14 protein-coding genes and 2 pseudogenes are annotated in these 13,361 nt (G+C 32.3%); 6 read left to right on the plus strand and 10 right to left on the minus strand.

What is annotated here, in order from left to right; translation table 11 throughout:
* Nucleotides 1-97: 97 nt before the first annotated feature.
* Entirely contained in the window at nucleotides 98-703 is a 606-nt protein-coding gene (locus AC1M36_RS07640) for a PRK06770 family protein (protein WP_479845712.1), read from the minus strand.
* A gap of 298 nt (nucleotides 704-1,001) precedes the next feature.
* On the opposite strand from AC1M36_RS07640, the pseudogene AC1M36_RS07645 reads away from it, so the two are divergent.
* A pseudogene (locus AC1M36_RS07645) lies at nucleotides 1,002-1,300 on the plus strand (arginase family protein); the annotation flags it as partial.
* A 110-nt stretch (nucleotides 1,301-1,410) separates the two neighbouring features.
* On the opposite strand, the gene AC1M36_RS07650 reads toward AC1M36_RS07645, so the two are convergent.
* Nucleotides 1,411-2,307: a CPBP family intramembrane glutamic endopeptidase gene (locus AC1M36_RS07650; RefSeq protein ID WP_336453863.1), complete on the minus strand. Its 897-nt coding sequence runs from the start codon at nucleotides 2,305-2,307 to the stop codon at nucleotides 1,411-1,413.
* 461 nt (nucleotides 2,308-2,768) lie between these two features.
* Between AC1M36_RS07650 and cspD the strand changes: the two genes are divergently transcribed.
* Both cspD and AC1M36_RS07660 read left to right on the plus strand, forming a co-directional pair.
* The gene (cspD, locus tag AC1M36_RS07655; protein WP_017149558.1) at nucleotides 2,769-2,972 is read left to right on the plus strand and encodes a cold-shock protein CspD; all 204 of its coding nucleotides are present in this window, start codon (nucleotides 2,769-2,771) and stop codon (nucleotides 2,970-2,972) included.
* Between the two features lie 89 nt (nucleotides 2,973-3,061).
* The gene (locus AC1M36_RS07660) at nucleotides 3,062-3,247 is read left to right on the plus strand and encodes a cold-shock protein (protein ID WP_000286200.1); all 186 of its coding nucleotides are present in this window, start codon (nucleotides 3,062-3,064) and stop codon (nucleotides 3,245-3,247) included.
* 67 nt (nucleotides 3,248-3,314) lie between these two features.
* On the opposite strand, the gene AC1M36_RS07665 is transcribed toward AC1M36_RS07660, so the two are convergent.
* Nucleotides 3,315-3,860, minus strand: a complete 546-nt coding sequence (locus AC1M36_RS07665) for a GNAT family N-acetyltransferase (protein ID WP_336453862.1) — start codon at nucleotides 3,858-3,860, stop codon at nucleotides 3,315-3,317.
* Between the two features lie 711 nt (nucleotides 3,861-4,571).
* Between AC1M36_RS07665 and AC1M36_RS07670 the strand changes: the two genes are divergently transcribed.
* Complete coding sequence (locus AC1M36_RS07670; RefSeq protein WP_479845713.1) at nucleotides 4,572-5,129, plus strand: hypothetical protein; 558 nt, start codon at nucleotides 4,572-4,574, stop codon at nucleotides 5,127-5,129.
* Nucleotides 5,130-5,207: 78 nt separating this feature from the next.
* Here the strand turns inward: AC1M36_RS07670 and AC1M36_RS07675 are convergent, their stop codons facing one another.
* From AC1M36_RS07675 to AC1M36_RS07690, 4 genes and pseudogenes are all read right to left on the minus strand, one after another.
* Nucleotides 5,208-6,608 carry a protoporphyrinogen oxidase gene (locus AC1M36_RS07675; protein WP_336453908.1) on the minus strand — a complete coding sequence of 467 codons (1,401 nt, stop codon included), beginning with the start codon at nucleotides 6,606-6,608 and terminating at the stop codon, nucleotides 5,208-5,210.
* A gap of 158 nt (nucleotides 6,609-6,766) precedes the next feature.
* Nucleotides 6,767-7,258 (minus strand): annotated as a pseudogene (locus AC1M36_RS07680) (RNA-guided endonuclease InsQ/TnpB family protein); the annotation flags it as partial.
* Between the two features lie 179 nt (nucleotides 7,259-7,437).
* A complete protein-coding gene (locus tag AC1M36_RS07685; RefSeq protein WP_174103696.1) occupies nucleotides 7,438-7,590 on the minus strand; it encodes an aspartyl-phosphate phosphatase Spo0E family protein in 153 nt (50 codons plus the stop codon).
* 490 nt (nucleotides 7,591-8,080) lie between these two features.
* Nucleotides 8,081-8,590 (minus strand): GNAT family N-acetyltransferase, encoded by a 510-nt coding sequence (locus AC1M36_RS07690; protein WP_336452463.1) that lies wholly within the window; start codon nucleotides 8,588-8,590, stop codon nucleotides 8,081-8,083.
* A gap of 183 nt (nucleotides 8,591-8,773) precedes the next feature.
* Here AC1M36_RS07690 and AC1M36_RS07695 point away from each other — a divergent pair, with 183 nt between their 5' ends.
* Nucleotides 8,774-9,349 carry a histidine phosphatase family protein gene (locus AC1M36_RS07695; protein WP_479845714.1) on the plus strand — a complete coding sequence of 192 codons (576 nt, stop codon included), beginning with the start codon at nucleotides 8,774-8,776 and terminating at the stop codon, nucleotides 9,347-9,349.
* A 215-nt stretch (nucleotides 9,350-9,564) separates the two neighbouring features.
* On the opposite strand, the gene AC1M36_RS07700 is transcribed toward AC1M36_RS07695, so the two are convergent.
* Together AC1M36_RS07700 and AC1M36_RS07705 are read right to left on the minus strand one after the other, a co-directional pair.
* Nucleotides 9,565-9,990: a GNAT family N-acetyltransferase gene (locus AC1M36_RS07700; RefSeq protein WP_336452465.1), complete on the minus strand. Its 426-nt coding sequence runs from the start codon at nucleotides 9,988-9,990 to the stop codon at nucleotides 9,565-9,567.
* Nucleotides 9,991-10,035: 45 nt separating this feature from the next.
* Nucleotides 10,036-10,911 (minus strand): DMT family transporter, encoded by an 876-nt coding sequence (locus AC1M36_RS07705; RefSeq protein ID WP_479845715.1) that lies wholly within the window; start codon nucleotides 10,909-10,911, stop codon nucleotides 10,036-10,038.
* Between the two features lie 167 nt (nucleotides 10,912-11,078).
* Here AC1M36_RS07705 and AC1M36_RS07710 point away from each other — a divergent pair, with 167 nt between their 5' ends.
* Nucleotides 11,079-11,639 carry a helix-turn-helix domain-containing protein gene (locus tag AC1M36_RS07710; RefSeq protein WP_174102021.1) on the plus strand — a complete coding sequence of 187 codons (561 nt, stop codon included), beginning with the start codon at nucleotides 11,079-11,081 and terminating at the stop codon, nucleotides 11,637-11,639.
* Nucleotides 11,640-11,900: 261 nt separating this feature from the next.
* Here the strand turns inward: AC1M36_RS07710 and AC1M36_RS07715 are convergent, their stop codons facing one another.
* On the minus strand, nucleotides 11,901-13,118 hold the full coding sequence (locus tag AC1M36_RS07715; protein ID WP_336452467.1) for a translocation protein TolB: 1,218 nt from the start codon (nucleotides 13,116-13,118) through the stop codon (nucleotides 11,901-11,903).
* Nucleotides 13,119-13,361: the final 243 nt, after the last annotated feature.

Raw genomic sequence — 13,361 nt, forward strand, 5'->3', positions numbered from 1 at the left:
AAAATAACCTTGTCTTGGTGGATTTTCCCCATACCTCCACCAAGACAAGGTCTACGACAATCTAATCTTTTCAATACAATTATGTATATTTTACAAGTTATTTTTTCGCTTGTTCCCCACTCGCTATTAACGTACTTCCTGAGAATGTCTCTTTTTGCATGAAGACTTTATTAACCAAATCTTTCTGCTCATCTTGCGACATTACACCTTTCCCTTCGCCAAGATTACCGCTTTGTAATTTCCAAATCGTATTATGATCAGCGTCAACTTTTTCATATTTCCCCTGTTTCCATCTTTCTAAAATATCTATATATGCGCTTTTTTGATTCGAATTACCACTCTTAACAATCTCTATTAAACTTTCAATTCGTTCTTGTGTTATAAAAATATAACCCCATTTTTGATCTACTTTTACTTTTTGATGTGCCATTTCATGTAATGCAATTTGCACTTTTTCATCAGTCCACTTAAAATTTTTATTAAAATCACTATTTGGCAAAGAGTAATTCCCATTCTCTAACAGTTTTGCGTTCTCTGCTTTCACTTTACTATCAGCTAACACTTCCACTGCTGGAGCTGCAGTTGGTGCTTTTTTGGCAGCTGGTTTACTAGTATTAAGATAATATAAGATACCGTAAGTAAGTGCTACACCCATTACTGCCATTCCAGCAATTATCCCTAATATTTTTAATAGTGTTTTCATTGAACACATGTCCCCCAACATTCCATCACTCATTTTCTTTCTAGTTATTTTTTTATAACTCGTTATAAAAGATTCATTGAAGATGCTTTTTTCATAAAAATTCTCCCTCAAAAGTATTATTTTATTAGTTTCTTTCCTATGTTTCCTTTTATTGTATTTCGATTCAGTTTTATATTGCAAGATTATTCTGTAAAAAGATTATAATTTTCTAACATTCAGATAGGAATTTCCTCACATTTTATCTCTTTTCGCAAAATGTGATTAGCTTTATTCAAACTATACATCTTGAAATCAATTGCATATAGAAACAAGCACAGTCTATGTGAGTATTGATAAAGATGTATTAGAACCTCGTGACGCTATTACAAATTGGGATCAAGGACATATGAATTTATCAACATTATTACAATATGTTCGTTCTATAAAAAACAAAAAATCCGTTCACGGCATTGATATTTGTGGTGAAATTTCATTCACCCTCACCAACTGAAATATTTTTTATCAGAGTATCAAGAAGCTATTATAAAAAATGAAACAGCAAATGAACAAATCTTAGAAGCCATCTATCAAACCTCTAAAGATTATAGTCATACGTGATAATCCACAAAAAATAACGAGTACATTGATTGATACAATGTACTCGTTATTTTTTACATTATGAATGATTTTTTCTAAACAAAGGAGTATCATTATCCATCTCCCTATTATTATCCAATATTAAGCTGTCTTGCTCTTTTTCCCCATAGCGGTCTCCATAGTACTATCGAAGCAATAGTAAGTAAAAATGTAGTAATCACACTTCCTTCAATTCCAAATGCTCCTCCATGTAGCGCCTCCGGCCCACTTGTTGTTGATTTAAATAAAGGAGTCGAATATATTGTCATTCCACTTACTGCAAAACCGTACACATTATATTGAGCCCAATTCCAGATAGAATGCCAAGCACATATCCCCAAAAGACTATTCTCTTTTAACACATAAAATGCCGCAAATACACCAACTAATATGATATTTGATATCGAAAGAATTGTAATACTTGGATTAAGTAGATGGAGAAATCCAAATAAAAATGAGGTAACAACAACTCCGACCCATATCCGGCTTCTAACTGAAATAACTGGAAATAACCAACCGCGTACAACAATTTCTTCTGTAGCACCTTGTACTAAAAATGCAATTAAAGAACTTAATATTCCCAATATGACTGTACTTGAAATCTGTTGTAGCTGTAAAGTAACAGAACCGATTAAAATTAAAATGACAACTGGTATTGTTATAAATATAAATCCAATAAATGCTCCGCGTACATATTTTTTCAAAGCATTATCTTTCCAAAAACCAATTGATGAAAATGACCGCTTCTCTACAAAACGAACCCATAAAAATACAAATAAAATTGCTCCGCCAAACGTTAGTAACATATTTAAATTGTTATAATGTGCTTTCATAAATGTCGTTTCTGCTTTTGGCAAGAACAACATAAATAAAATAAACAATTCACCAAGAGTTAAAAATACAACCGATAATATTACTGCTAAAATTGGATGTACTTTCTTACGCCCTTCCTTTGCTGCTTCAATTGTTTTGAATCGGCTATTGTTCAAAATTACTCCTCCCTTTCTTTTTTAGTTTTCACCTATTACAGATATTCCCTATTCTATATTAAATCTATTATTCCCCATAATTTTTAAATACAACAAGGACTGCTACTTATAATTACCTAGGGGATGTTTAAATTAGAAATAATACATTCATAAAAAGGACCTTATTCTTTCATTTTGTTAGATACATGCTATACAATCACCTCTTGTTACAGTAACGTTATTGAAATATAAGTCAGCACAAAAAACCATTTGTTTCCAACACTTGCTATTTCTCTCCATTTGTTGTAAGATAAGTCTTAAGGTCAAATTTACAAAAAGTTTCACTTTACATATTATCAAGCATCTATTAAGGATAATAAGTGTTCCTAATCGGTTTTTGATAATATGTGAATTTTTATTTTCGTTGAAATAAGACGGATCATATTGTAATTTATTTTTCTTATTTTTAGGAGGCACTTACCATGACATTAACAGGTAAAGTAAAATGGTTTAACAGCGAAAAAGGTTTCGGTTTCATCGAAGTTGAAGACGGTAACGACGTATTCGTTCACTTCTCTGCTATCACTGGCGAAGGTTTCAAATCTCTTGACGAAGGTCAAGAAGTTAGCTTCGAAGTTGAAGAAGGCAACCGCGGACCTCAAGCTAAAAACGTTGTAAAGCTATAATTTAAACAATAAAAAGGTTGTTACCATCGCACGGTTAACAACCTTTTTAATATATAATTTAAAAATTTTTACATAAAAGGAGTGGTCACATGTATCGCAATCGAAAGAACGATGTAGCAGAAGTACCACCAGAACAAACCCCTGTTTGGGAATGTGAATCAGAGGATTGTTTAGGATGGATGAGAAAGAACTTTTCATTTGAAGAAGAGCCAAAATGCCCTTTATGTAAAAGTAACATGAAAAGCGGAGAACGTTTATTACCTAAATTAGGTTAATGGTTTCATATCCCTCTTATCTTTTGATGAGAGGGATTTTTATTATTCCTCTTCATATTTATATATCCTAGTTCTTCCCTATATCTGTTCGTATTATAGAATAGATACAAGCATCGTGCTGTTTTCCACCTTGCTGAATATATCCGCGCAAGATTCCTTCTTTCTGAAACCCTATTTTGGATAGCATCTTGCACGAGGTGACATTTTCAGGGTATGTAATTGCTCCAATTCTAAATAAACCTAATTCCTGAAAACTATAAGTAATAATTTTCCGAGCAGCTTCTGATGCGTATCCTTTTCTCCAATAGGAAGGATGTAAATCATATCCAATTTCCGATCGTTTACTCCAAAGTTGTAAATTATTTAATCCAATTGTGCCAATTAACGTACCTGTTTCTTTTAATACAATTCCCCATCGAATTGCACGTTTTTCAAAAAAGTTTTTTGAAAAAGATTCAATCATACGTGAAGCCTGACCAAATTCTGTAAAGAAATTCATTCCATAATAACGCGTGACTTCTTCAAGCGAAAAAATTTCATATATTTTTTGACAATACGATTGATCAATTTCAACTAAATGTAACCGCTCTGTTTCTAAAACAGGAAATGCCATGAAAACCCTCCCTTTCTACTGATTTATTATATCAGAAAAACCTTCTCTTATTGAAAGGTTTTTCTGATATAGAATCCTGTTTTCAAAATCGATGAAACAAGATTTCCAGGTGTTTTTCTTAATTTATTATGCATATATACAATAATCACTTCATTTTCAAGCTAACAGAATTAATAATCTAAATTATATTCTTTTTATTTTATTAAGTAGTTTTATGAATCACATACCATTGAATCACATATTTTTAATACTTACTGGATAAGAAACACAAATCTTATGTTTACTGATTTAACGATAACTGCAATCATTATGGTTACAATAATCGGACTCCTGTTAGCATTCGGAACATGGAACATGGGAAATGAACTTAACAAATAAAAATAAGAATTAATACTTCTTCATTTAAAGGTAGAAGCAACTCCCTCTATCTTAATAAAGTGAAACTTTAATCAGTGGGGGTTTTCTTCATCCCCCACTGATTATTAGTTGAACCAATCGGGCCTTTACGGGCAGTTTATCTCCCACCTAACTTCTTTGCTTCCGCCGAATTTTGAGGTGGGAGTATTACTGCCCGTTAGTGCGGGATAAAAATTTGTTTTATGAATATATTTTTTACATTCACAAAACAAATAATTAGATATTAATGTTAATAATGTAAATTGTTATTCAACAAGAAGATCAGAGTGATATTAACGGAGGTGATTGAAGAAAATGTATATTTTTATAGGCATTGCTCTCTTGTTCATTTTGTTTGTTTTTTTATTCGCACAAAAATTCACACCCAACTCAGCGATGATGACAAGTTTCAAAGGAAACAGCTTCAAGACATTTATAATTGGACTTGTAATCGCCTCAGCATTATCACTTTCTTATGGGTTTTATCACGTAGCTACTTACCAACCTTCCATGCTAGATATTAAAATAAACAACACGCAATATATCGTTTCAGGTGATATCGGTGAATTTGGCTACTCCTCAGAACAATTAATCAAAAAAGAAAAAGAAGCTGAACTTTATTTTACTTCTTGGAAAACATTAAATCTAAAAAATTCTCAAATTACAATTAACTACCCTTCTGGTAAAAAAGAAACTTGGAAACCAAATATTTCTCTAATAAAAAATACATCCACAAAAGAGTTAAAAGAAAAATATAAAATAAAAGAGATTTATGTGCTCTCTCCTTATTCATTTAAAGAATCCGGGGACGTCACATTAACAATTACAGAAAATAAAACGATACGTGCAAAAACTGTAATCAACGTTAAATAGTAAAGAACTTTTAGTAAAAATAGACGAAATCCCTCTCTTATACTAGAGAGGGATTTCGTCAAAAATATAAAAATTCCTTTATTCAAAATGATTATTCAATGCTTTTACAATCTTCTCTGCCGTTTTCTTTCCATTTCCTATACAAGCTCCAATACCCACACCATAATATGATGCCCCAGCTACATATACATTTGGAAAAATAGCTAATAATTTCTCATTTAAAGATTGAACCGCATAGTTATGTTCCAAATGATAATTTGGCATTAAATCTTTCCAATCCGTAACTTCAACAACTTGCGGTTCCCCTTGAATCCCAAGACTTTTCTCAATATCAGATAAGGCAACTTGAACTAATTCTTCCTTACTTTTATGTTTCATTTTTTCATAAGCAGGATTTGAACTTTTATAAAACATCCTTACCAATAAATTTTGCTTACCTGATGTATGCTTCCATTTCCTACTCGTCCACGTGCATGCATCACAAAATAAATCACTATTTTCCGAAACAATGAAACCCGTTCCATCCGCTGGTAATTGCTCATCAGGTATTTCAAATCCTAAATAAACGCTAATCAGGGAAGAATTTTTCAACTTATTGAAATCATCATCCAATTCATTAGAACTTAATAATGTTTGTGCAATATCATGTGGAGCAGCTAAAACAACGTAGTCTGCTTTTATTGTTTCTTGATTTGAAAAAGAAACTTCATATCCGTCGTCTACTTTTTTGACATTCGTCGTTGTTACTCCTTTTCGTATGTCTGTCTCCGTCAATTCCTCTTCTAAACGATTAATAATCGTAGAAAGGCCTTTTTTAAATGATAAAAACTTCTTATTCCCAACAGCTTGAAATTGTTTTTTATTTACTTCAAAGCCTTTTATAATACTGCCATATGTATTTTTATAATCAAGTAAATAAGGTAGTGTAGACGCCATGGTAAGCTCATTCAATTTACCAGAATACACTCCTGAAAGAACGGGCGAAATCTGCTTCTCAACTAACTCTTTTCCTAAAAAGCTTTCTAAAAATACAGCGAGTGATGTATCTTTCGTAAAATCTTTGTTCTTTGTAATGAAGTCTTTTAGCGCAATGATTTTCCCCTTCTTTGAAACTAACGTACTACGAAATAACGATTCTACACTCATCGGTATACCAAATACTGTGTCAGCAGGAATCGGATGTAACGTATCATTTGCGTAAATATAAGAAATGCCCGTTTCATTGTATACTAATTCCTCTTCTAATTGTAATTCTTTTACAAACAGCATAACATTTTCGTTTCGAGCAACAATCGAATCGGCCCCTGTTTCCATAATAAAATCTTTTTCTTTCACACTGTGAATTTTTCCGCCTAAATATTCATTTTTTTCTACAAGGATTAATTCCAAATCTATATTGTAATCCTTTTTTAATCTTTCTAAATAATACATAGTAGAAAGACCTGTAATTCCTCCACCTATGACAACAACTGTTTTCATACTCGCTGCGCTGCTACTAAAAACATAGACAAACATAATCATCTACGTTAGATCATTCTTGCTTCTATGTGCCTCGCTTCGCCACTTACTCGCTACCACAATTTGATATAGCACTCCACAAGCGTAAATTCGGATGTAGCCCACCCTACATATATACGTTATCGAGATGTGATGATCGTATATTCTGTTGCATATTTCAAATTTAGACTTGCGTTAAAGTCTCTATCCATTTCAACATCGCAGTTATCACATTTAAAAATTCTATCAGATAAACGTAAGTCAACTTTTTTATATCCACAACAAGAACATGTTTTCGAACTAGGATAAAAACGATGTACCATTCTTAATTCGATACCATATTCATTGCATTTATACGTCAACCATTCTCTAAAGCGATAGAATTTCTGCACAAATACTGCACGTGACAAATGACGATTTTTCATCATCCCTTTAACATGCAAATCTTCAATTGTTATATACTTCGGTTTGACTTTCACTAAAGTATTTACAACATATCTAATATATTCCTCGCGGATGTTCGCAAGGTGATTATGAAGTTTTTGTATCACTAGGATTTGTCTATTGATATTCTTTTTAGTGGCAGATTTTTCACCTCTCTTTTTTAAATATTCATATTTACGACTTAAAGATAGGCCCCAATCTATCTTTATACGTAATCACAATTGTACCTATCTCATTTGCCATGCATGTATTGATGAAATCGTGCCATTTTTTACGGTTATAATTCATTCCCTTATTATTATAACCAAAAATTAGCTTTCTCGGCTAACAGCTGACAAAGTTCGTAAAATGTACATACTATTTCTACTTATGCTTTCAATAACATTATATAGTTAATTAATTTGTCTAGTTCTTGGCTAACTGTAAGCACCTTTTCATGTTGAAATCCATAATTCGATACTAGTGTAAATAATTCTTCTTTTTTCACTTCAATGATTTGCTCTAATTTTCTCATCTCCATACCGTATTTAATCGCTCCAATTTAAAATGTATGTACTTTAGTATAAAGTATTTACATAATAAGTAAAAGAACCAATTTTAAGTCAATCGGGCACCTTTAAGCACAAATGGGTGAATATGCCCTAATTCATATAGGATATATGAATTACTAAACATGCTATATCAAAGAAAAAAAGAGACTTAGAAGGATCATTTCCTAAGTCTCTTTATAAGATGATACGAAAACATCCGTATAGCTTCCTTGCTAATAACTGATAATGCAGTGGAAATTCTCTATTGTTGAATCTTTATGCCCAGAATTCCTTTTTAAAATACAATATTCTTTTTACAATTATTATTAAATTATATAAACGGTCTTACCTTAACAATCTCACCATAACAAAAAAGCATGACAATTTTATATCATACTTTTTGTTTTTTATTATACAACTTCTTTATAGATTCCGTAACTACACTATAAATTCTACACTTTTCTTAAAATCATCCAACTTTTAATTATGTACAATTGAACCATTTGGCCGAAAGCGACTCATCATAATTTCATCAATAAACTTACCGTGAGCTTTTAAACTTCCCCTTTTTATCCCTTCTTCTCTAAATCCAAATTTTTCATATAATGCTTTTGCCCCAGGATTTATTTCCAAAACACCAAGTTCTATCCTCTCTAGCATTAACCAATTGTCTGCAAGATCCAACATTTTCATCAGCAGAGCTTTTCCAATCCCTTTATTATGAAATTCACTATCTACACCAATGAATAAATCTCCCGAATGTGCTCTTCGTCCTTGTCCTTGCGTTAAACCAACAAATCCAATAACTTTTCCATCATACTCCGCCACAAATTCAAATTGATTCGGTGCTAAATTTCTAATTCTATTTTCCATTGCATCTACCCGCATACTAGGTAAGAAAACCATATAAGGTAACACTTCATTTTGTATGCATATACGATGAATCGCTCTAGCATCTTGTATTTCTACTGCTCGAATTGTAACTTCCATCATAATCCCCCCCATTTCCAAACTCATACACCTTAAAGATTCCTTACTACGGCGCAAAATTCCTACTTGAAGTTGTTTTTTGTCTCATGTCCACATAATTAATCCCATAGAATGACAACATTTTTTTCCTGAATTGTTATATAATTGTTGAGATGAATCTATTATTTATTAGGGGGATACAAAATGACAACACTAGGCATCATTCGCCATGGCAGCACACATTGGAATAAAGAAGGTAGAGCGCAAGGAAATTCTAATATCCCACTTGATCAAGACGGATTCAATGATGCTTATAAACTAGCAGAACGTTTAGCTACAGAAAATTGGGATTTAATTTACTCTAGTGATTTACTAAGAGCAAAGCAAACTGCCGAAACAATAGGAAAAAACATTAAAAATATAGAAATCCATTTTGATCCTAGACTTCGTGAAGCAGGTGGTGGTCAAATTGAGGGAACAACTGAAGAAGAACGAATTTCAAAATGGGGAAAGGATTGGAGAGAGCTCGATTTAGGAATCGAAAGTACCGATAGTGTCATAGCCAGAGCTATACCTTTTATTGAAGAAATTACATATAAATACCCTAACAAAAATATCTTAATCGTTAGTCATGGCGCATTTATTAAGCATCTTCTTAAAGAACTAGTACCGCATTTGAGTATGAATGATTCTCCCAAAAATACATCCATTACTAAAATTAGAAAGCTAGAGAACGGATGGGATTCAGAATTATATAATTGCACGGTACACTTAGATTAACTGCTTACAATTCCAACCAAAAAGAAGACCTCTTACTAAGGTCTTCTTTTTGGTTTTTTAGTTGATTACAAATTATATAGTGCTTAAATCTCTCCACCTTATCACATAGGAAACACCATCTTTACTTGAACGGAATGGTTCCAGGATATTAATCTAATTTAGTTTTTTATATAGAGAACGAGCTACCTCATTACTTACTTGTGTTGTTACCAGTTTTAGTCTACTACTTTTCTCATATGATAATTCGTCAGAGTAACACCTTTACGTTCTATATCTTGTACACCAACTATACTGTAACCACGTCGCTGAAAAAAAGGTTTAGCAGTAATACTTGCATTCGTATTGATTTCTTGTAACTTTAACTTTCTAGCTTCAGCTTCAATTTTATTAATTAAAGCCGAAGCTATTCCTTTTCCTTGATAATTTTTATGAACATAAAGTCGATCGAGATAGCCTTTATGTGTCATATCACTAAAGCCCACAATCGTATCATTTATTTTGGCCACATACGTGATATTTTGAATGAAAGACTCTCTCCAAATTTCAATCTTATTGCATTTCGCTTCTTTAGGCGCCCACACATCTAATTGGATTTTTGAATAATCTTTTGCATTCACTGAATGAACTGTCTCATAGAACAAATTAATAATCTCTTCAGCGTCTTGTTTATTGAATTCTATAATTCATTATTTCTTTGGTTGTAGCAGAAATATAGCCAGACCCATTAAGATGAGTACAATACCTATACCTTGTTGTAAAGAAATGACTTCATCAAAAATGTAATATGCAAGGATACACGTTCCAATTGTCTCTCCTAATATACTCATTGAAATCACTGAAGTACTTAGCCATTTCAACAACCAATTGAAAATGGTTTGCCCTAAAATCGTTGCAATCAGTGCTAATCCAATAAATGACCACCATGTTTGCGCAGAATAATTGAAGAAGGATGTTTTTTGACTGTAGGCAAATATCCCTAAAAACAAACTACTACTCCCATAACTAATAACTGAATATGGAACAAGAGATAGCTTTTTACGAACATGTTGACCTACGAAGAAATAAGCAGTTATGATGCCAGCAGCAATAAAAGCTAATATGTCGCCAAATAAAGCCTGACCACTAATTTGAAAATCTTGCCACCCAATAACTATACTTCCAACAATCGCTATAAGACAACCTACTACAGCACCTTTACTGAATCTTTCTTTAAATAGAAAATAGCCTCCAATCATCGAAAACAGTGGCTGTAATGTAACGATAACCGTTGAACTTGCTACAGAAGTGTAATGTAGTGATTCAAACCACAAAACATAATGTGCTGCTAGAAATATACCCGATAATAATCCGATTCCCCATTGTTTTTTTGACAACGAATATAATTCATTTCGATTCTTTTTACTGATTAATAAAAATGGTTCAAGCATAATTGTTGCAAAAAATAATCGATAAAATGCTACGATTGCCGCCGGTGCATCTGCTAACTTTACAAAGATTGCTGAAGTTGACAAAGCAAATACACCAAAAAATAAAATTGCGTAAGAAAGAATTGGTGATTTCAATTTTATATCCTCCGATACTTCGTTTATAATAATAAAATATATACATTATAATGTACAAGAGTAAGTATAAAACGATTCTGTAATGAAATACAGTACGAATTGCTTATGTTCAGTATGTCAGCACAAAAGGATTAAAACATACATTATGATGGAAAGGAGTTTTTATCATGATCAACCATCGCCTTGGCCAAACCGTATTAAGCTATCGTAAGAAAAACAATATGACAATTCGTGAGTTTGCCGATTATGCAGGAATCAGTACTTCGCTTATTAGCCAAATTGAAAGAGGACAAGCGAATCCTTCATTAAGTGTACTAGAATTAATCGCCAAAGCATTAAATGTACCATTGTTTACACTTTTCATTAATGATATTGATACGGATTCACTCATTTCGAGAAAAAAAGACCGTAAGAAAGTATATCGTGAAAATAACGATCATATTGTCTATGATGTGTTAACACCAGATTTCATGAAAGCACGTATTGAACTCTTAATGATGGACTTAAATGCACATGCAATCACTACGGAAAGCCATTATTCACACGAAGATAAAGAAGAAATCGCTGTTGTCATGAAAGGACAAGCGTATGTTGAACTAGAAGGAACTGAATATTTTTTAGACGAAGGTGATGTAGTGCGTATTCCGCCAAATGTGAAACACCGATTTTCAAACAAAAGTGGTGAAACAAATCATATTTTATTTGTATTAACGCCATCTTTAGCTTAAACAACTAAAGATCTCTATTCTTATTTTCAATATGTAAAAAAGATATAACAAATAATAATATCTTTTTTTAAACAAATACATAACATTTCATTGCAAAAACAAAAAAGATTCCTTGAATTTAAAAGGAATCTTTTTTGATAACGTGACAATACAGTTATTTAATTTTTCACTGCACTAAAAAAAGTCGTTTAAATCTAAGTGTTATTGTACAATCGTACCCTTTAGATGAATAAGAAAATATAGGAATTATGGATGTTTCATTTACTTTTTATTCAAAAAAATCGGTGCAGAGTCAATATTTTTTAACCACCGATATTCTAAACCATTTATTCCATCTTTCACCCATACATCCCCCTGCTTTTCCTTTTCAGTCTTTCGATACCAAGTAATATTTGATCCAACCACTTGAGGTGCATTATCTAATTCCTTCTTCTTTGGAAAAGTAATTTGCTTTTGTTCTCCTGATTTTATATTAATTACGTATAACACTGTAAACATAGTTGGAACTGGTCCCTCTTTCCACTCCTTGTTTTCTTTTGCACGAGCAACAATCACTTTATCTAGAGAGAGCCATTCCAAATCAAGATCAACATATCCTTTAGGTGTGTATTCCTTTCGTTTGTTCAAGGTAGGAATGTCAGTAACAGTTGTATTTTTATTTTCAACGAAAAATCTTCCTTCTCCAGATATGAAAGCTAGTTGATTTTTTGTAGGAACCCATTTTATCCATTTCTCATACCAGAGCATTTTTCCTATAACTTGAAAGTGGTCTCCTGCTGATGAAAGTACACATAGTGTATTGCTATCATTGGACCAAGAAGCAGTGGGTGTTGCTAAAAAGCTAACCCATTTCCCATCAACACTCCACTTAAAATGTTCGGCATCAATAGCAAATAAGTTCGTTGTATTTGTTTGAATGGTATAAAAAAGCTTTATTTTATTAGAATTAAGTTTGGCATCTACTGGCACTTTAAAAAGACGAACTGGTTCCCATCCAGTAGGAAGCAAATTAGATTGTGATGAAACGATAAACTCTTTTCCATTGAGAAACCATTCAAAATCACTAACACCTAGAGAAACATTTTCAAAACCTTTTGGCTGTCCATTCTTTGTTTTTGTAACGTTTAGGACCCCACCAGCATTGTAAGCTAGTTGATTTGCTATAGGTGACCATTTAAAATTTCTTGTTTCAATTGTTTCATACGGCTGATAATTTTCCTTTTTCTTTGAATCATATATATACAAATATGTTTTTTCGCCAACCTTGTCACCAACTAAATAGGCAATAAACCGACCATCTTTTGACCACTTTGGAGAGTAAACATTCAAACCTGTTGTAAGTTGTATTTCTTGATTGCCTTCTTTCATCCATAGCTGATGATTTCGTATAAAAGCAGCTTTAAGTGGAATTTCAGCAGAAGCACCTATTGGAATTTTAAAAATAATCAATATCATTAATAATAAAATCCTAATTGCCATTAATCATTCCTCCTTGTAATAGGATGTCCTTATTAATGGCTAAGATTCTATCCTTAAACATAACTGTATCAAGGGTACTCACCAAAAAATAAATCATTTTATCTACTAGTGATTCCCTTCATCAAGATGTTATCCTTATTGTTAGCTACATAATAGTTTGTTTAATAAGAATGTGACCAACACTTTCTTATTTCTTCTATTACAACCTCTGGCTTATCCTAATGAAGCAAAAGTTTTCATCTA

The sequence above is a fragment of the Bacillus sp. Medicinal_06 genome (assembly GCF_056711665.1).